This is a genomic window from Rhizorhabdus sp. GW822-FHT03C02 (assembly GCF_058801765.1).
Genome location: NZ_JBXANN010000006.1, coordinates 268,413 through 284,194 on the forward strand (window position 1 = coordinate 268,413; position 15,782 = coordinate 284,194).

The window sequence follows — 15,782 nt, forward strand, 5'->3', positions numbered from 1 at the left end:
TTTTCGACCATGGAAATTGGGAAATTTCGCCAACTCCGCAAAACTACAGGTTAGTAATTTTCGCTCACGGTGTAATTTGCGATACATTGTATCATCGGTCCTGCGAGCGGCCTCAACGCCGCCGCGTCCGGAGAAGGAGACCGATATGGTGGCGCAAGGCGGCTTTTACGAACCCCGCAAGACCAACAAGACTGGTATCGCGCTCGTCATCGCGGGCCATGCCGCGGCGATCGTCGCGGTGCTGCTCGCCAAGGGGCCGCAGGTCGTGCCGTTCATCCCGATTGTGACGATCGCGGACAACATCAAGGATACGGTTCCTCCCGAGCCCGACAAATTACCACCGCCCAAGCCTGTGGCACGTCAGGACCAGGTAGACGTGGTCAAGTCCGTCGTCCCGCCAATCGCTGTCGACCCGGGGCCGATCTTCGTTCGGAACATCGAGCCGCCCACCATCAGCGATGGCGCCGGTTCCGAGCCCGTCAAGCCCGTGCCCGATCCGGTATTCGTCACGGCGACGATGGAGCCCGGTGCCGCGAACCGCTTCCAGCCCGATTATCCGCCGGCGCTGCTCCGTGCCGATATCGAAGGCTCGGCAACGGTGCGCATCCTGATCGGTACCGACGGCCGCGTGCATCAGGTCGAAAAGGTCTCGGCAACCGAGCCGGCCTTCTTCGACGCCACCGAGCGCCAGGCGCTGCGCTACTGGCGGTTCAAGCCGGCCACCCGCGACGGCGTGCGGGTCGAAAGCTGGCGGACGCTGACCGTCCGCTTCAAGGTCGAAAGCTAGAATCCGAGGCCAGGGAGGGAGGCCTGCGGCCCGGCGGACCCCATAGGGGACGCCGGGCCCTTGCCGCCTCGGCGCGAGTCCGCCTATCCTGTCGGCATGGCCCTTCCCCGTCCTTCGCGCCCCGGCGTCCTGCTCGCCGATCTCAAGGCCTTCTTTGCAGGGGGCGAGCGGCACAAATTCGTCGCCGGCGGCGTCGCCATCCTGATGCCGGTGATCATCATGGCCGGTTTCTACGTGGACTCGAAGAAGGAGCCGCCCAAGCCGCAGCTCATCTACGTCCAGGAGTTCGCCGCCGACCGCACCGACGACGATATCCGCAAGCAGAACATCGCCGACCAGAAGGATCTCGACGCGCGCCGCGAGGCGAAGCGCAAGGAATGGCAGCGGCTCGCCGACAAGATGGGCATTGAATAGCCCCGACCCGGCGGCCGACCGGCGCTGGATTCGCGCGGCGATCGCGCTGGGAATGCGCGGCCAGGGACGGACCGCGCCCAATCCCGCAGTCGGCTGCATCATCGTCAGCGACGGGCATGTCATCGGCCGCGGCTGGACCCAGCCCGGCGGCCGCCCGCATGCCGAGGCGATGGCGCTGGAGCAGGCGGCACATTCCTATCTCGCCGCCGCCACGCTCTATGCGACGCTCGAACCCTGCGCCCATGTGTCGTCCCGCGGGCCGGCCTGTGCCGATCTGATCGTCGCGGCGCGCCCGTCGCGGGTGGTGATCGCGGCCGGTGATCCCGATCCGCGCACCAACGGCCAGGGGATCGAGCGACTGCGCGCGGCCGGCATCGACACCATCTTCAATGTCGAGGCCGAGGCGGCGCGCAAGGCAATGGCCGGATTCTTCACCCGGCAGGCGCTCGGCCGTCCGCACGTCACCCTCAAGCTCGGCCTCTCGCTCGACGGCCGGATCGCGATGGCGGACGGGTCGAGCCGCTGGATCACCGGCGCGCCCGCGCGCGCGCACGCCCATCTCGAGCGTGCCCGCGCCGACGTCATCCTGGTCGGCCGCGGGACGCTGGAGGCCGACGCGCCACGGCTCGACGTGCGTCTGCCGGGGCTCGAGGACCGCGGCCCGCGCCGGGCGGTGCTCGGCCGGGGGCGGGCGCCCGACGGCTGGATCGCGCTGGACGGTCCCGATCGGATCGGGGCGCTCGACGCCTGCGACCATCTGTTCGTCGAAGGCGGGGCAGGGGTCGCGGCGGCTTTCCTGCGCGAAGACCTGGTCGACCGGCTGCTGATCTACCGCGCGCCGATCCTGATCGGGGCGGGCAAGGCCGCGATCGGCGATATCGGTCTGGCCGATCTCGGCGATGCCCATGGCCGCTGGCGGCAGGTCGAGTCGCGGATGCTGGGCGCGGATCGGCTCGACATCCATGATCGGGTGCGGTCATAAGGGGCCATGTTCACAGGAATCATCACCGATATCGGTACCATCACCCAGGTCGAGGAACGCGGCGACCTGCATGTCACGATCGCCTGCGGCTATGACACCGGCGGCATCGACATCGGCGCGTCGATCGCCTGTTCGGGCGCCTGCATGACCGTCGTCGAGAAGGGCCCCGACTGGTTCTCGGTCGACGTCAGCCATGAAAGCGTGTCCCGCACCGCCGGCGGGCGCTGGGCCGCGGGCACCAGGCTCAACCTCGAACGCTCGCTCAGGCTCGGCGACGAACTGGGCGGTCATATCGTCACCGGCCATGTCGATGGCGTCGGCACGGTCGCCGCGATCGCGGTCGAGGGCGATTCGCACCGGATCGACATCGTCGCGCCGAAGGAACTCGCGCCCTATCTGGCGCCGAAGGGATCGATCACGGTCGACGGCATCTCGCTGACCGTGAACAGCATCGCCGATCAGCCCGACGGATCGACCCTGTTCGGACTCAACATCATCCCGCACACCGCCGCGGTCACGACCCTGGGGGCGGCGCAACTGCACGACAGCGTCAATCTGGAGATCGACGTGCTGGCGCGCTATCTGGGGCGGATGGACCAGTTGCGGAAGCAGTTCGCGGCCTGACCGCCGGTCCGTCCGCTCATCTATTGCATAAGGAGATCGCCCGATGGCGAAGATATTGATCGTCGAGGCGCGCTTCTACGACCACCTCAACGACCTGCTGATCGACGGTGCGCGCGAGGCGATCGAAGAGGCCGGCCACAAGCATGAGACCGTCACCGTGCCCGGCGCGCTGGAGATCCCCGGCGCGATCGCGATGGCGGCCGAGAGCGGCCGCTATGACGGCTTCGTCGCGCTCGGCGTCGTGATCCGCGGCGAGACCTATCATTTCGAGGTGGTCTCGAACGAAAGTGCACGCGGGCTGATGGCGCTGTCGATGGACGGGATCGCGATCGGCAACGGCATCCTCACCGTCGAGGACGAAGCGCAGGCGCTCGCCCGCGCGCGCAAGACCGAGAAGGACAAGGGCGGCGAGGCCGCCAAGGCGGCGCTGGCGATGCTCGCGCTGCGCGAGAAGTTCGGGGGATAGGTCGCACCGCGCGTCCCAACGCTATTGCGCGCCGGAAACGGCGGTTTAAGGCGGGTTCATGGACAACACCGCCTCGCCCCTGAAGCCGCCGACCGCCGCGCGCGGATTCGCGGCGATGGTGGCGAGCAATGTCCTGCTCGCCTTCGGGCCGCTGTTCGTGCGGGTCGCCGATGTCGGGCCGGTCAGTTCGGCCTTCTGGCGGCTCGCGCTGGCGATCCCGATGCTGCTGATCCTGCTCAGGGTCGCGCGCCAGCCGATGCCGCGGCTCGGCGGCGGATTGCTGGCGGTCGTGCTCGCCGCCGGCCTGTTCTTCGCGGCCGACCTCGCCGCCTGGCATCTCGGCATTCTCAGGACCAAGCTCGCCAACGCCACCCTGTTCGGCAATATCGCGATCTTCAGCTTCGCGATCTACGGGCTGGTGATCGCCCGGCGGATGCCGAGCCGCAACCAGGCGATCGCGCTGTCGCTCGCCGCGGTCGGTGCGGCGCTGTTGCTCGGCAGGTCCTATGAGATGTCGGCTGCCAATCTCGCGGGCGATGCGCTCTGCATCTTCGCGGGGGTCTGCTACACCGTTTATCTGATCGCGATGGACCGTGCGCGCGGCCGGCTGCAACCGCTGCCGACGCTGCTGCTGTCGACCGCGGTCGGGGCCGGGCCGGTGCTGGCGGCGGCGCTGCTGATGGAGCCGACGATCTGGCCGACCCATTGGGGGCCGCTGATCATGCTCGCACTCGGCAGCCAGGTGATCGGGCAGGGGTTGCTGATCTATGCGATCGGCCATCTCCCGCCGCTCGTCATCGGGCTCGGCTTCCTGATCCAGCCGGTGATCTCCGGGGCGATCGGCTGGGAGTTTTATGACGAGCGGCTTGCGACCGCCGATCTCGTCGGCGCTGTCGCCATCTGTATCGCGCTTGTCCTCGTTCGGCAGGGGGATGCGCGGGGCGGTGAAACGGCTTAAGGCACGCTCATGGATACGACCATCGCCCCGATCGACATGACCCTCGACGAACTGCGCGAGGCGCTGGCGGTCGTGCTGCCCGCACAGGCGGTGTTCGACGGCTGGAGCGACGTCGCGCTTGCCGCCGCCGCGGCCGAACTCGGCGTCCCCGCCGACCGCGCGGCTTTATGTTTTCCGGGCGGCGCCACCGAGATGATCGATGCCTGGTTCGCGAGCATCGACCGGGCGATGGCGACGGCCTTTCCGCCCGAGCGGGTCAAGGCGATGAAGATTCGCGCTCGGATTCGCGCGCTCGTCTGGGAAAGGCTGGCGCTGGCCAGCGCCTTTCCCGATGCGCTGCGCCGTGCGCATCTCATCCTCGCCCGGCCCGGCAATGCCGCGCTGTCGGCGCGGCTGGTCTGGCGCGCCGCCGACGCGATGTGGCGGACCGCTGGCGACAGCAGCGTCGACTTCGCCTGGTACAGCAAGCGTACCACCCTGTCGGCGGTCTATGCCGCGACGATGCTCGCGTGGATCGACGACGACAGCGAAGGCTTTGCCGACACCGCCGCCTTCCTCGATCGTCGGATCGACAACGTCATGAGCTTCGAAAAGCTCAAGGCGCAATGGAAGCCCGATCCCGACCGGCATTTCAGCCCCGCCCGCTTCCTCGGCCGGCTGCGTTACCGCATCCAGGAATAGCCGGTTGGCGGCAGCGACGCGGCCACCGATAATGCTGGCCTTCGTGTCGCTCTATTGATAATCACTCGCAGCATGAACATGCATGCCGGCCCGCTCACGGTGCCTCTGGACAAGATGCCGCTCAGGGTCTGCGGCACGATCGCATCGATCGACTGGTCGATGCTGAACGAGAAGGACGCCCGCCGCCTGCGCGAACTGGGCGTCGATGAGGGTGTCGGCGTCGAAAAGCTCCACAAGGGGCCGTTCGGCGCCGATCCGATCGCCTGCCGGATCGGCCGGATGACGGTGGCGCTGCGCAGCGCCCAGGCGGCGGCGATCGCGGTGGAGCAACTGGTCAAGCCATGAACGCCACACCGCTGATCGCGCTCGTCGGCAACCCCAATGCCGGCAAGAGCGCCCTGTTCAACGCCCTGACCGGCGCCCGCCAGAAGGTCGGCAACTATCCCGGCGTCACCGTCGAGCGGAAGTCGGGCCGGATGGCGCTGGCCGATGGCCGCCCGGTCGAACTGATCGACCTGCCCGGCACATACAGCCTGATCCCGTCGAGCCCCGACGAGGCGGTGACCCGCGACGTGCTGTTCGGCAAGCAGGAGGGCGAGCGCCTGCCCTCGGCGCTGATCGTCGTCATGGACGCGACCAATCTCGACAATCATCTCCGCTTCGCATTGCAACTGATCGCGCTCGGCCTGCCGGTGGTGGTCGCGCTCAACATGGTCGACATGGCCGCGCGCGACGGGTTGGTGATCGACGTCGACAAGCTTTCGGCGGAACTCGGCGTGCCGGTGGTCCCGACCGTCGCGGTGCGCAAGAAGGGGCTCGATGAGCTCAAGGCGGCGATCGGCCTGATCGCCACCGGCGGCCCGCGCTTGTCCACGGGCGAGGCGGCGATCTTCCATGACGATGTCGTGGGGCTCCAGCGGCGTGCGCGCGCGATCGCGGTCGCCGCGACTACCGAGGAGAATTTCACGCGGCGTTGGACGCATCGGGCAGATGCGGTCGCTCTCCATCCGATCATTGGTCCGATCCTGCTGTTCCTGATCATGTTCGTGATGTTCCAAGCGGTATTTTCCTGGTCCAAGATACCCGCTGACTTGATGGGTGAGGGGATCGAGGCGCTGGGCGTGATGATCGGTGACGCCTTGCCCGAAGGCTTCTTCCATTCGCTGATCGTCGACGGACTTATCGCTGGTGTCGGCGCGGTGGTGGTGTTCCTGCCACCGATCCTGATCCTCTTCTTCTTCATCCTGGTCCTCGAGGCGAGCGGCTACATGGTCCGCGCTGCCTTCATCATGGACCATCTGATGGCGCGGGTCGGCTTGTCGGGCCGCGCTTTCATCCCGCTGCTCTCGTCCTTCGCCTGCGCGATTCCCGGCATCATGGCGACGCGGACGATCGACGATCCCAAAGATCGGCTGACGACGATCCTGATCGCGCCGCTGATGACCTGTTCGGCGCGGCTACCGGTCTATGCGGTGATCATCGGGGCGTTCATTCCCGATCGCGACGTTGCGCCCTGGATCGGCCTGCAAGGTTTGGTGCTATTCGGCCTTTTCCTCCTCGGAATCTTCGGAGCGATGGCCGCGGCCTTCATCCTGCGGCGCACCGTCACCAAGGGCGACCCGCCGGGCTTCATGATGGAGATGCCCAAATATCAGATGCCGGCATGGCGCGACGTCGCGCTGGGCCTGTGGCAGCGCGCGATCATCTTCCTCAAGCGCGCCGGCACGATTATCGCCTTCACCACGGTGATCCTGTGGTTGCTCGTCTCCTATCCCAAGCCGCCTGCGGGCTATGACCAGCCCGCGATCGACTATTCGATCGCCGGCCGCATCGCCAACGGGCTCGAGCCGGTCGTGCGTCCGATAGGCTTCAATCGCGACATCGCGCTCGCGCTGATCCCGGCGATGGCGGCGCGCGAGGTCGCGGTATCGGCGCTGGCCACGGTCTATGCGGTGAGCAGCGACGACGAGGCGCAGCAGGAACAGTCGCTGCAGGATCGGCTCGAGGGCCGCTGGCCGTTGCCGACCGCGCTCGCTTTCCTCGTCTGGTTCGTGTTCGCGCCCCAGTGCATTTCCACCATCGCGGTCGTCCGCCGCGAAACCAATGGCTGGAAATGGACGAGCTTCATGCTAGCCTATCTCTTTGCCTTGGCGTACGTCGCCGCCGGCGCGACATATTGGGTCGCGACGGCTTTGGGCCTTTAGGAGAGCATTGATGGCAGGCAGCGTGAACAAGGTGATCCTGGTCGGGAATCTGGGCCGCGATCCCGAATCGCGCAGCTTCCAGAACGGCGGCAAGGTGGTGAATCTGCGGATCGCCACCTCCGAATCGTGGAAGGATCGCAACACCGGCGATCGCAAGGAAAAGACCGAATGGCATTCGGTCGCGATCTTCAACGAAGCGCTGGCGGGTGTCGCCGAACGCTATCTGCGCAAGGGCAGCAAGGTCTATCTCGAGGGTGCGCTGCAGACCCGCAAATGGACCGATCAGAAGGGCGAGGAGCGCTATTCGACCGAGGTCGTGCTCCAGGGCTTCAACGCGGTGATGGTCATGCTCGACGGTCCCGGCGAGCGCGGCTCGGGCGGTGGATCCGGCGGCGGTGGCAGCAGCAGCAGCAGCAGCAGTGGCGGCGGCTGGGGCGATGACGACGGCGGCTATGCCGGTGGCACCGGCTTCGGTGGCGGTGGCGGCGGATCGTCGTTCGGCGGCGGTGGTTCGTCCTTTGGTGGCGGCAACCGCGGCGGCGGTGCCCAGCCGGCGCGCAAGCCCGATCCGTTCGACAGCGATCTCGACGACGACGTTCCGTTCTGAGATCTTTTTGGCGGCGCTTCGGCGCCGCCTTTTCATTTCGACCTTGCACTTGATCCCCGGGACAGGGATGGGCGCCGCATGACCGACGACGATATCCGCCTCGCCGAACGCCTCGCCGACGCTGCCGGGGCGGCGATCCGGCCGCTGTTCCGCGCCGCTTTCGCCAGCGAGATCAAGCCCGATGCGTCGCCGGTGACCGAAGCCGACCGCGCCGCCGAGGCGGCGATGCGCGCGATCATCGCCGCCGAGCGCCCGGGCGACGGCATCATCGGTGAGGAATATGGCGTCGAGCGCGAGGATGCGCGCCGGATCTGGGTGCTCGACCCGATCGACGGCACCCGCAGCTTCACCGCAGGTCGGCCGATCTTCGGCACGCTGATCGCGCTGATCGAGAACGACCGGCCGATACTGGGCGTGATCGACCAGCCGATCGCGGGCGAGCGCTGGCTTGGAACGGGCGGGCGCACCACCCTCAACGGCCGTCCCTGCACCACCCGCAAGGCCGAGCAACTCGCCGGCAGCCTGTTGGCGACGACCAGCCCGCATCTGTTCGCCGACGACGAGATCGAGCGCTTCCTCTCGCTCGGCCGCGCCTGTGCGCCGTCGGGCAATCTGCGCCAGGGACCGGTCTATGGCGGCGACTGCTATAATTATGGCCTGGTCGCCAGCGGCCATCTCGACATCGTCGTCGAGTCGGGCCTGAAGCTCTATGATTTCGCGGCGCTGGTGCCGGTGGTCGAAGGCGCGGGCGGCCGGATGACCGATTGGCGCGGCCGGCCGCTAGGCCGGTCGAGCGACGGCGATGTCATCGCCGCGGGCAACCCGGCGCTGATCGATCCGATCATGGATATCCTCGCATGAGCGTGACGATCCGCGCGGCGCGTATCGACGATGCTGTGGCACTGGCCGCCCTCAAGCTCGAGACCTTCCGCCAGACCTTTCTCGTAGGCGGTTTCGCGATCCCCTATCCGCCCGCCGACCTCACGGCGTTCGAGGCCGAATCCTATGCGCCCGATGTCATCGCGCGTGAGATCGCGGATCCTTCGCGCGCGACCTGGGTCGCGGAGGGCGAGGGCGGGTTGCTGGCCTATGCCCAGGTGGGGGGCTGCAAGCTGCCGCACCCCGAGGTGACCGAGGACGCCGGCGAACTCTACCAGCTCTACGCGCTCAAATCGGCGCAGGGACTGGGTCTTGGCGGCAAGCTGCTCGACCTGTCGCTCGATCATCTCGCGCGGACCCGGCCCGGGCCGATCTGGCTCGGCGTCTGGTCGGGCAATGCCCGCGCTCAGGCGGTCTATGCGAAGCGCGGTTTCGCCAAGGTCGGTGATTACCGCTTCAAGGTCGGAAGCTGGTACGACGAGGAATATATTTTCCGTCGCGACTGAGCGATCGCCTTATTTGATGATCGTCTTCGGCTGCTTGCGATCCCCGGCCTGCTGGCGATTCTCGCTGACCTTGCCGGTGTCCTTGCGCGGATCGCCCTTGGTGGTGCGCTGCGCGGCGGCGTTGGCGCCGGCCAGGATCGGGCCGCATGCCGCCGATTTGGCGTCGCCCGGATCGACGAACGCCAGCACCGCGGCGAGCGGGCTTGCGACCACACCCAGGCCGACGCCGACCGCACCGCGGGTGAGCAGCTGCGGACTGACGATATTGATGCCGGGCGCGGCGAAATAGCCCTTGATGCCGACCGGCGACTGGCCGGAGAACAGGCTGAACTTCTTGCCGTCGGCGCGGAACGCCATGTCGAGGCTCTCGTCCTTGAAGCTGAAGCCGCCCTTCGCGGTCATCACATTCTTGTCGGTGTCGATCAGGATCGGATCGGCGGCGGCGACGCCGTTGCGGACGGTGAAGCCGATAAGGCCGCAATTGATCTGGACCGGCTTCTTGAGCTTGTCCTGGAACAGCCGCTGGACGAACACGCCGAGGTCGAACTCGCTGAGCTGGATATATTTGGTCCAGAAAGTGCCGCGCGGCAGGATGATAGCGATCCGTCCATTCGAGCTGCCCAGCGAATCGCGCAGCGTATCGCCGGTGCCCTTCATCTGGATCCGCGCCTTGATCGTGCCGGTGGTGCCTGCCTGCTCGACGCCGAAGCCGGCGAGCAGCTTGCCCATCGGGGTCGGCGACAGGCGGATGTCATATTCGGTGATCACCGACGGCACCCGCGCGTCGATCGAGATGTCGGAGGCGAGACGGCCGCCAGCCACAGTCATCGTCAGCGGCGACAGCTTCATCAGGCTGTGGTCGAGATCGAAGGTCAGATCGACGTCGGAGATCGGGAATTTGGGATTCCTGAAATCCTTCACCTTGTAGAGGATATGCGCGTCGTAGCTCTTGATCGATTCGATCCGGAGCGGCGCGTCGGGCAGGATGCGCGGGGTGCCGCCGGTCTGGGCGACCGCGGCCTGCGGGCCCTGTGCCGCCAGCGCATTGGGCGCATAGCCGATGAACGGCCCGACATCGATGATGTCGACCAGGTTCGAATCGAGCACCGCATCGAGAAACAGCCGATCTTTCGGAAAGCTGATCGTCATCTTGCCGTGGAGGTCGCTGGCACCATAGCGGCCGTTTATCCGGGTGAAGCGCCATTCGTCGCCGGCCTTGGTCAGCTTCGAGGTGAAGGTGTAGGCGCGGGTGTCGGGGGCGGCGACGCCGAGGAAGTCGAACAGCAGCCGGATATTGGATCCGCGCACCTTCAGATTGAGGTCCGATCCCTCGATCTGGGTGGCGGCGGGCAGGGTGCCGTTCAGATCGAGATAGGTCGGCCCCGACTTGGCATGCATCTCGAATTGGGTCCGCCCGAAGGTAACCGTCGAATTGGGCGACAGGATCGCGCCGTCCATCGTGAAGGGCTTGCCGCGCAGCGTACCGTCGCCGGTGAAGGGCACCTTGCCCTGGATCTCGGTGCCGCCCGCGCGGACCGTGCCGACCTTGATCTCGGTCTTCAGGAACAGCTGCGGGTCGATATAGCGGACCTGGGTGTCGGTGACCGCGGCGCGGCCGATCACCGGCCATAGGAACGGCTCGCCCTTCTTGTTCGGATCGCCGAAGGTCCAGGTGTTCTGGCGCTTGGCGTTCCACTCGGCATCGACCCGGCCGCCGTCGAGCACCAGCCAGTCGGCGCGGCGCTCGCCGAAGATCAGCGGGATCGTCTTGATCCGGCTCTCGATGTGGCGCGCCTCGAAGAAATTGGGTTTGGTCGGCCAGCTCTGGCCCTTCGGATTGGAGATCGTCATCCCGTCGGCGAGGAAATGCGCGTCGATGATGTCGAAATAGAACTGGAAGTCGCCCGCGACCCTGATGTCGCGTTCGGCCATGCGGCTGGCGAAGGATTCGAAGGTCGATTTGAGGAATCGGCCCTTGGTGACGTAGAGGATCGTCCAGGCAAGCACGATCAGCCCGAGGATCGTCGCGAGGATCGCGAATCCGACCGCGATCGCGGTATCCGCGCGGCGGCGCGGGCGCCCGGCCCGGGGAGAATCGGGCGCAGCGACCGTCTCGGGAACGCTGATCGGAGGGTGGGGCTCTACTACCATGACCCGCTGAAACCCTTGGGATGCGGGGGTTGTTCCTTCGAGGTTGCAATCGGCGGCCGAGCCCCTTATAGGCCCGCGCTTCCGCGATTTGATGGATGGTCCGGCCGGTATGGGCTGCCGTGGCCATCTGCAAACGTCGCTAGACAGGAGACGAAAATGCCCAAACTCAAGACCAAGAGCGGCGTCAAAAAGCGCTTCAAGCTCACGGCAACGGGTAAGATCAAGCACGGTGTCGCCGGCAAGCGCCACCGCCTGATCAGCCACAACGCCAAGTATATCCGCCAGAATCGTGGCACCAGTGTTCTCGCCGACGCCGATACGGCTCGCGTGAAGCTCTGGGCGCCGTACGGCCTGAACTGAGGGAGGGCCGTTAGATGGCACGCGTCAAACGGGGTGTAACCACCCACGCCAAGCACAAGCGGGTTCTTGATCAGGCGAAGGGCTATTATGGCCGCCGCAAGAACACGATCCGTATCGCCAAGCAGGCCGTCGAGAAGGCCGGCCAGTACGCCTATCGCGACCGCAAGGTTAAGAAGCGTTCGTTCCGCGCGCTCTGGATCCAGCGTATCAACGCCGCGGTCCGCGCCGAGGGCCTGACCTATGGCGTGTTCATGCACGGCCTGAAGCTGGCCGGCGTCGAACTCGACCGGAAGGTCCTGGCCGATCTCGCCATGCACGAGGGTGGAGCTTTCTCCGCTATCATCGCGCAGGCGAAGGCCGCTCTCCCCGAGGACGCCCGCGTCGCGGCGTAAGTCTTCGTAGGACTGCAAGATAGAAGGGCGCGGTGGCGATGGTCACCGCGCCCTTTTTCTTTTTCCCTCTCCCTGCAGGGGAGAGGGAAGGGGCCCGCGCCGAAGGCGTGGGAAGGGTGAGGGCACGCTTCCCCACGCGTTACGTAAATGGAAAAGCTTGCCCTCACCCTTCCGCCGCTACGCGGCTCCCTCCCTCTCCCAAGTGGGAGAGGGATATCAGCGCCCGACCATCGCCTCCGGCCGCACCACCCGGTCGAAGGTCGCCTCGTCGATCAGCCCGAGCGCCAGCCCGGCCTCCTTCAGCGTCAGCCCTTCATGATGGGCGTGCTTGGCGATCTTGGCGGCATTGTCGTAGCCGATCTCGGGGGCGAGCGCGGTGACCAGCATCAGCGAGCGGCCGACCAGATCGGCGATGCGCTTGCGGTCGGGCTCCATCCCCGCCAGCGCGCGTTCGGTGAAGCTTTCCATGCCGGTGGCGAGCAGGTCGATCGAGCGCAGGACATTGGCGCCGATCAGCGGCTTGAACACGTTGAGCTCCATATGGCCCTGGAGGCCGCCGACCGTCACTGCCTGGTGGTTGCCGATCACCTGTGCCGCGACCATCGTCAGCATCTCGCACTGGGTCGGGTTGACCTTGCCCGGCATGATCGAGCTGCCGGGCTCGTTCTCGGGAAGAACCAGTTCGCCGAGGCCCGAGCGCGGGCCCGACCCGAGCAGGCGGATGTCGTTGGCGATCTTGGTCAGCGCGACCGCGAGCGTCGACAGCGTCCCCGACAGATGGACCAGCGCATCGTTCGCGGCGAGCGCCTCGAACTTGTTCGGCGCGGTCTCGAACGGCAGGCCGGTCAGATCGGCGATCACCGCGGCGATCGCCTCGCCGAAGCCGGGTGGGGTGTTGAGTCCGGTGCCGACCGCGGTGCCGCCCTGGGCGAGCTTCATGATCCCGCCATTGGTCGCGCCCTCGAGCCGCTTGCGGCAGGCGATCAGCTGCGCGGCATAGCCCGAAAATTCCTGGCCCAGGGTCAGCGGCGTCGCGTCCTGCAGATGGGTACGGCCGATCTTGACGATATCGTCCCACGCCTCGACCTTGCGCAGCAGTTCGGCGAGCATGAGGTCGAGCGCCGGATAGAGCCGGTCATGGACCGCGCGGGCCGCGGCGATGTGGAGCGCGGTCGGAAAGCTGTCGTTCGACGACTGGCTCATGTTGACATGATCGTTGGGGTGGACCGGTTTCTTGCCGCCGCGGGTGCCGGTCAGCGCCTCGTTGGCGCGGCCGGCAATCACCTCGTTGACGTTCATGTTGCTCTGGGTGCCCGATCCGGTCTGCCAGATCACCAGCGGGAAATGCTCGTCGAGCGCGCCGTCAATCACCTCGGTGGCGGCCGCTTCGATCGCGTCGGCCAGCGCCGCGTCGAGGCCATGGCGCCGGTTCACGATCGCGGCGGCGCGTTTTACGATCGCCAGCGCATGGACGATGCCGAGCGGCATCTGCTCGCGCGCGCCGAACGGGAAATTCTCGATCGATCGCTGGGTCTGCGCGCCCCAATAGGCCGATGCCGGCACCTCGATCGGCCCGAAGCTGTCGGTTTCGGTGCGGGTGTCGGCCATGGTCATGCTCCTGATCGAGGGGGACCAGAGAGATAGCGCGGCCGCGCGCTTATTCCAGCTTTGCCGCGGTTTCCTGCGCACCATTCCAGCGCGCGAGCGCGGTGGTCGCGGCGACGTCCATCGTCACATTGCCGACTGTGCGCACCAGATCGGGGATCATCTCGACCGCGATCAGCAGCGCGAGCGGCTCGAGCGGGACGCCCATCGCGACCGCGATCGGAGTGATCGAGGTCAGGAAGCTGACCTGTCCCGGCAGGCTGATCGTGCCGAGCGTGGTCGTCCCCGCGACCACCGCGCCGGCGGCGATCGCCCCCCAGCTCAGCGAAATGCCGAACCAGTGCGCGACATAGATGGCGACCGCAAGGTTCATCGCCGGGCTGGTGATCCGGAAGATCGCGACCGCGATCGGCAGCGATATGCCCGCCGCCTCGACCGGGGCGCCGAGTTGGGCGCTGCTCTTGAGCATCGCCGGCAGCGAGGCGAGCGAGCTCTGGGTGCTGATCGCGACTGCCTGGGCGGGGGCCACCGCCTTGACGAAGCGGATCAGCCCGACCCGCCCGCCGAACAGCGCCATCGGATAGGCGAGCGCCCAGGCGGCAAGGCCCGCGCTCGAGACGATGACGATATAATGGGCGAGCGCGCCGATCGCCGCGGTGCCGGCCTTGGTCCCGACCACGAAGGCGAGCGCGAAGATGCCGATCGGGGCGATCCACAGCACCCAGCCGACGATGACCAGCATCGCCGCCTCGATCGCCGCGAACAGGCCGGTGATCCGGTCGCGCAGGTCGGCCTCGATCTGGGTGGTGGCGATCGCGAACAGCATCACGAACAGGATCAGCGGCAGCATCGCATCGTCGACCGCGGCGGCGAGCGGGTTGGACGGTACGATCGTCTTGAGGAAATCGGCGAGGCCGGGGGCCGCGGCGACGGTCGGATGGGCCTGGCCAAGCGCCTCGTTGAGCGCGGCGGCGGCCTGCGCCGGCATCGGCCAGAGCTCGAGCAGGGCAGGCACTAGGAAGGCCGCGATCAGCGTCGAGGTCCACAGCAGCAGCACGAACAGCGCGACCGATCGGAAGGCGAGCCGCCCGCCGCGTGCGCTGTCGGCGGTGCGGGCGATGCCGGTCACCAGCAGCGCGACCACCAGCGGCACCACCGTCATCCGCAGGGCGTCGAGCCATAGCGAGCCGATCGGCTCGGCGACCGCGACCGCATCCTGCCAGCCGAGCCGGATGCCGATCGTGCCGAGCGCGAGGCCGGCGAGAAGGGCGATCAGGATCCGGGCGGTCTGGGACATTCGCCGGCGAGACTAGCGGTCCCCCGGCCCGCGTCAAACGGCGATTATCGGGGCTTGCGGAACTTGAACAGGAAACGGTCGGTATGGCCGCGCACCGCGGGATCGAACACCAGCTTGCTGTGATCGTCGGCCGGGTTGGCGAGGATCGGGCTCTCGCCATCGAACAGGAATCCGGCGGCCTTGAAATCGGCCTTCACCGTCGCCGGATCGATGCGGTGCAGCTTGTCGACGATCGCGCGGGTGTCGCCCGCCGGCCCGACATGGTCGACGATCCCGACGATTCCGCCGGGCTTCATCGCGGCATAGAGCGTCCTGAGGAAGGCGGCCGGGTCGGTATGCGGGATCCTGTACTGGGCCGATTCCCAGTAGAGATCGTGATAGTTGAGGCTCATCATCGCGAAGTCGAAACTGGCGGGCGCGGCGGCGAAGCCCTCGAACGGATAGCGGACCAGCACGATGCCGGGGCGGCGGGCCTGCAAGGCCGCCAGCACCTTCTGCTCGTCGGGGGTGGTGTAGAATTGGGTCGGCTCGAAGGCGGTGACCTTGCCCTTCGATCCCACCGCGCCCGCCATGATCTCGGCCCAATAGCCCGATCCGGTGATCAGGTCGGCCGCCTTCATCCCCGGTTTCAAACCCAGAAAGGCGAGGGTCTCGACGGGCTTGCGCCCGGTGTCGAGCGCTATCGCATCGGCCGGTCGATCGGCGCGCGCCACCGCGGCGGCCAGGTCGGGTGCCGCCGCGATGGCTGGAGTGCAGAGACCGAGCGCGAGGCTGGCGATCAGGACGGGCAAGCGCATGGACATTTCCTTCGACGGACCGCGCATGATGTTGGGCGCGACGTCACCGCGCAATCCCGGCATCGCGCGGTT

General features: G+C 67.0%; 18 protein-coding genes. 14 read left to right on the forward strand and 4 right to left on the reverse strand.

Features of this window, described 5'->3' with window-relative positions:
* Nucleotides 1-145: 145 nt before the first annotated feature.
* The 12 genes from AC1RM6_RS17255 (at nucleotide 146) to AC1RM6_RS17310 (ending at nucleotide 9,108) form a co-directional block, all read left to right on the forward strand.
* Entirely contained in the window at nucleotides 146-787 is a 642-nt protein-coding gene (locus tag AC1RM6_RS17255; RefSeq protein WP_493103374.1) for an energy transducer TonB, read from the forward strand.
* 96 nt (nucleotides 788-883) lie between these two features.
* Nucleotides 884-1,201: a hypothetical protein gene (locus tag AC1RM6_RS17260; RefSeq protein WP_493103376.1), complete on the forward strand. Its 318-nt coding sequence runs from the start codon at nucleotides 884-886 to the stop codon at nucleotides 1,199-1,201.
* 28 nt (nucleotides 1,202-1,229) lie between these two features.
* On the forward strand, nucleotides 1,230-2,183 hold the full coding sequence (gene ribD / locus AC1RM6_RS17265) for a bifunctional diaminohydroxyphosphoribosylaminopyrimidine deaminase/5-amino-6-(5-phosphoribosylamino)uracil reductase RibD (RefSeq protein ID WP_493103574.1): 954 nt from the start codon (nucleotides 1,230-1,232) through the stop codon (nucleotides 2,181-2,183).
* A 6-nt stretch (nucleotides 2,184-2,189) separates the two neighbouring features.
* Nucleotides 2,190-2,807: a riboflavin synthase gene (locus AC1RM6_RS17270; RefSeq protein ID WP_493103378.1), complete on the forward strand. Its 618-nt coding sequence runs from the start codon at nucleotides 2,190-2,192 to the stop codon at nucleotides 2,805-2,807.
* A 43-nt stretch (nucleotides 2,808-2,850) separates the two neighbouring features.
* A complete protein-coding gene (gene ribH / locus AC1RM6_RS17275; protein WP_493103380.1) occupies nucleotides 2,851-3,273 on the forward strand; it encodes a 6,7-dimethyl-8-ribityllumazine synthase in 423 nt (140 codons plus the stop codon).
* Nucleotides 3,274-3,331: 58 nt separating this feature from the next.
* Nucleotides 3,332-4,231 carry a DMT family transporter gene (locus tag AC1RM6_RS17280; protein ID WP_493103382.1) on the forward strand — a complete coding sequence of 300 codons (900 nt, stop codon included), beginning with the start codon at nucleotides 3,332-3,334 and terminating at the stop codon, nucleotides 4,229-4,231.
* 9 nt (nucleotides 4,232-4,240) lie between these two features.
* Nucleotides 4,241-4,912, forward strand: a complete 672-nt coding sequence (locus AC1RM6_RS17285) for a COQ9 family protein (RefSeq protein ID WP_493103384.1) — start codon at nucleotides 4,241-4,243, stop codon at nucleotides 4,910-4,912.
* A 72-nt stretch (nucleotides 4,913-4,984) separates the two neighbouring features.
* A complete protein-coding gene (locus AC1RM6_RS17290) occupies nucleotides 4,985-5,257 on the forward strand; it encodes a FeoA family protein (protein WP_493103386.1) in 273 nt (90 codons plus the stop codon).
* Nucleotides 5,254-7,116 (forward strand): ferrous iron transporter B, encoded by a 1,863-nt coding sequence (gene feoB / locus AC1RM6_RS17295; protein ID WP_493103388.1) that lies wholly within the window; start codon nucleotides 5,254-5,256, stop codon nucleotides 7,114-7,116. The genes AC1RM6_RS17290 and feoB overlap by 4 nt, the downstream gene beginning before the upstream one ends.
* Before the next feature lie 10 nt (nucleotides 7,117-7,126).
* Nucleotides 7,127-7,723, forward strand: a complete 597-nt coding sequence (ssb, locus tag AC1RM6_RS17300) for a single-stranded DNA-binding protein (RefSeq protein ID WP_493103390.1) — start codon at nucleotides 7,127-7,129, stop codon at nucleotides 7,721-7,723.
* Nucleotides 7,724-7,801: 78 nt separating this feature from the next.
* The gene (gene hisN, locus AC1RM6_RS17305) at nucleotides 7,802-8,584 is read left to right on the forward strand and encodes a histidinol-phosphatase (protein WP_493103392.1); all 783 of its coding nucleotides are present in this window, start codon (nucleotides 7,802-7,804) and stop codon (nucleotides 8,582-8,584) included.
* The gene (locus AC1RM6_RS17310; protein WP_493103394.1) at nucleotides 8,581-9,108 is read left to right on the forward strand and encodes a GNAT family N-acetyltransferase; all 528 of its coding nucleotides are present in this window, start codon (nucleotides 8,581-8,583) and stop codon (nucleotides 9,106-9,108) included. Before hisN ends, AC1RM6_RS17310 begins: the two co-directional genes overlap by 4 nt.
* A 9-nt stretch (nucleotides 9,109-9,117) precedes the next feature.
* Here the strand turns inward: AC1RM6_RS17310 and AC1RM6_RS17315 are convergent, their stop codons facing one another.
* Nucleotides 9,118-11,259 carry an AsmA family protein gene (locus AC1RM6_RS17315; protein ID WP_493103396.1) on the reverse strand — a complete coding sequence of 714 codons (2,142 nt, stop codon included), beginning with the start codon at nucleotides 11,257-11,259 and terminating at the stop codon, nucleotides 9,118-9,120.
* Nucleotides 11,260-11,415: 156 nt separating this feature from the next.
* Here AC1RM6_RS17315 and rpmI point away from each other — a divergent pair, with 156 nt between their 5' ends.
* The gene (rpmI, locus tag AC1RM6_RS17320) at nucleotides 11,416-11,619 is read left to right on the forward strand and encodes a 50S ribosomal protein L35 (protein WP_149522988.1); all 204 of its coding nucleotides are present in this window, start codon (nucleotides 11,416-11,418) and stop codon (nucleotides 11,617-11,619) included.
* A 14-nt stretch (nucleotides 11,620-11,633) separates the two neighbouring features.
* On the forward strand, nucleotides 11,634-12,011 hold the full coding sequence (gene rplT, locus AC1RM6_RS17325; RefSeq protein WP_493103398.1) for a 50S ribosomal protein L20: 378 nt from the start codon (nucleotides 11,634-11,636) through the stop codon (nucleotides 12,009-12,011).
* Between the two features lie 216 nt (nucleotides 12,012-12,227).
* Here the strand turns inward: rplT and fumC are convergent, their stop codons facing one another.
* From fumC to AC1RM6_RS17340, 3 genes are read right to left on the reverse strand one after another with little or no spacing between them, the layout of a single operon-like run.
* On the reverse strand, nucleotides 12,228-13,619 hold the full coding sequence (gene fumC / locus AC1RM6_RS17330; protein ID WP_493103400.1) for a class II fumarate hydratase: 1,392 nt from the start codon (nucleotides 13,617-13,619) through the stop codon (nucleotides 12,228-12,230).
* 49 nt (nucleotides 13,620-13,668) lie between these two features.
* Nucleotides 13,669-14,913: a dicarboxylate/amino acid:cation symporter gene (locus AC1RM6_RS17335; RefSeq protein WP_493103402.1), complete on the reverse strand. Its 1,245-nt coding sequence runs from the start codon at nucleotides 14,911-14,913 to the stop codon at nucleotides 13,669-13,671.
* Nucleotides 14,914-14,957: 44 nt separating this feature from the next.
* Nucleotides 14,958-15,710 carry a class I SAM-dependent methyltransferase gene (locus AC1RM6_RS17340; RefSeq protein WP_493103404.1) on the reverse strand — a complete coding sequence of 251 codons (753 nt, stop codon included), beginning with the start codon at nucleotides 15,708-15,710 and terminating at the stop codon, nucleotides 14,958-14,960.
* Between the last annotated feature and the right edge of the window lie 72 nt (nucleotides 15,711-15,782).

What these genes read in the sequence shown, in the direction of transcription:
- AC1RM6_RS17255 (WP_493103374.1), top strand. Translation starts at nt 146, where the DNA reads ATGGTGGCGCAAGGCGGCTTTTACGAACCCCGCAAGACCAACAAGACT.
- AC1RM6_RS17260 (WP_493103376.1), top strand. Translation starts at nt 884, where the DNA reads ATGGCCCTTCCCCGTCCTTCGCGCCCCGGCGTCCTGCTCGCCGATCTC.
- AC1RM6_RS17270 (WP_493103378.1), top strand. Translation starts at nt 2,190, where the DNA reads ATGTTCACAGGAATCATCACCGATATCGGTACCATCACCCAGGTCGAG.
- ribH (WP_493103380.1), top strand. Translation starts at nt 2,851, where the DNA reads ATGGCGAAGATATTGATCGTCGAGGCGCGCTTCTACGACCACCTCAAC.
- AC1RM6_RS17280 (WP_493103382.1), top strand. Translation starts at nt 3,332, where the DNA reads ATGGACAACACCGCCTCGCCCCTGAAGCCGCCGACCGCCGCGCGCGGA.
- AC1RM6_RS17285 (WP_493103384.1), top strand. Translation starts at nt 4,241, where the DNA reads ATGGATACGACCATCGCCCCGATCGACATGACCCTCGACGAACTGCGC.
- AC1RM6_RS17290 (WP_493103386.1), top strand. Translation starts at nt 4,985, where the DNA reads ATGAACATGCATGCCGGCCCGCTCACGGTGCCTCTGGACAAGATGCCG.
- feoB (WP_493103388.1), top strand. Translation starts at nt 5,254, where the DNA reads ATGAACGCCACACCGCTGATCGCGCTCGTCGGCAACCCCAATGCCGGC.
- ssb (WP_493103390.1), top strand. Translation starts at nt 7,127, where the DNA reads ATGGCAGGCAGCGTGAACAAGGTGATCCTGGTCGGGAATCTGGGCCGC.
- hisN (WP_493103392.1), top strand. Translation starts at nt 7,802, where the DNA reads ATGACCGACGACGATATCCGCCTCGCCGAACGCCTCGCCGACGCTGCC.
- AC1RM6_RS17310 (WP_493103394.1), top strand. Translation starts at nt 8,581, where the DNA reads ATGAGCGTGACGATCCGCGCGGCGCGTATCGACGATGCTGTGGCACTG.
- AC1RM6_RS17315 (WP_493103396.1), bottom strand. Translation starts at nt 11,259, where the DNA reads ATGGTAGTAGAGCCCCACCCTCCGATCAGCGTTCCCGAGACGGTCGCT.
- rpmI (WP_149522988.1), top strand. Translation starts at nt 11,416, where the DNA reads ATGCCCAAACTCAAGACCAAGAGCGGCGTCAAAAAGCGCTTCAAGCTC.
- rplT (WP_493103398.1), top strand. Translation starts at nt 11,634, where the DNA reads ATGGCACGCGTCAAACGGGGTGTAACCACCCACGCCAAGCACAAGCGG.
- fumC (WP_493103400.1), bottom strand. Translation starts at nt 13,619, where the DNA reads ATGGCCGACACCCGCACCGAAACCGACAGCTTCGGGCCGATCGAGGTG.
- AC1RM6_RS17335 (WP_493103402.1), bottom strand. Translation starts at nt 14,913, where the DNA reads ATGTCCCAGACCGCCCGGATCCTGATCGCCCTTCTCGCCGGCCTCGCG.
- AC1RM6_RS17340 (WP_493103404.1), bottom strand. Translation starts at nt 15,710, where the DNA reads ATGCGCTTGCCCGTCCTGATCGCCAGCCTCGCGCTCGGTCTCTGCACT.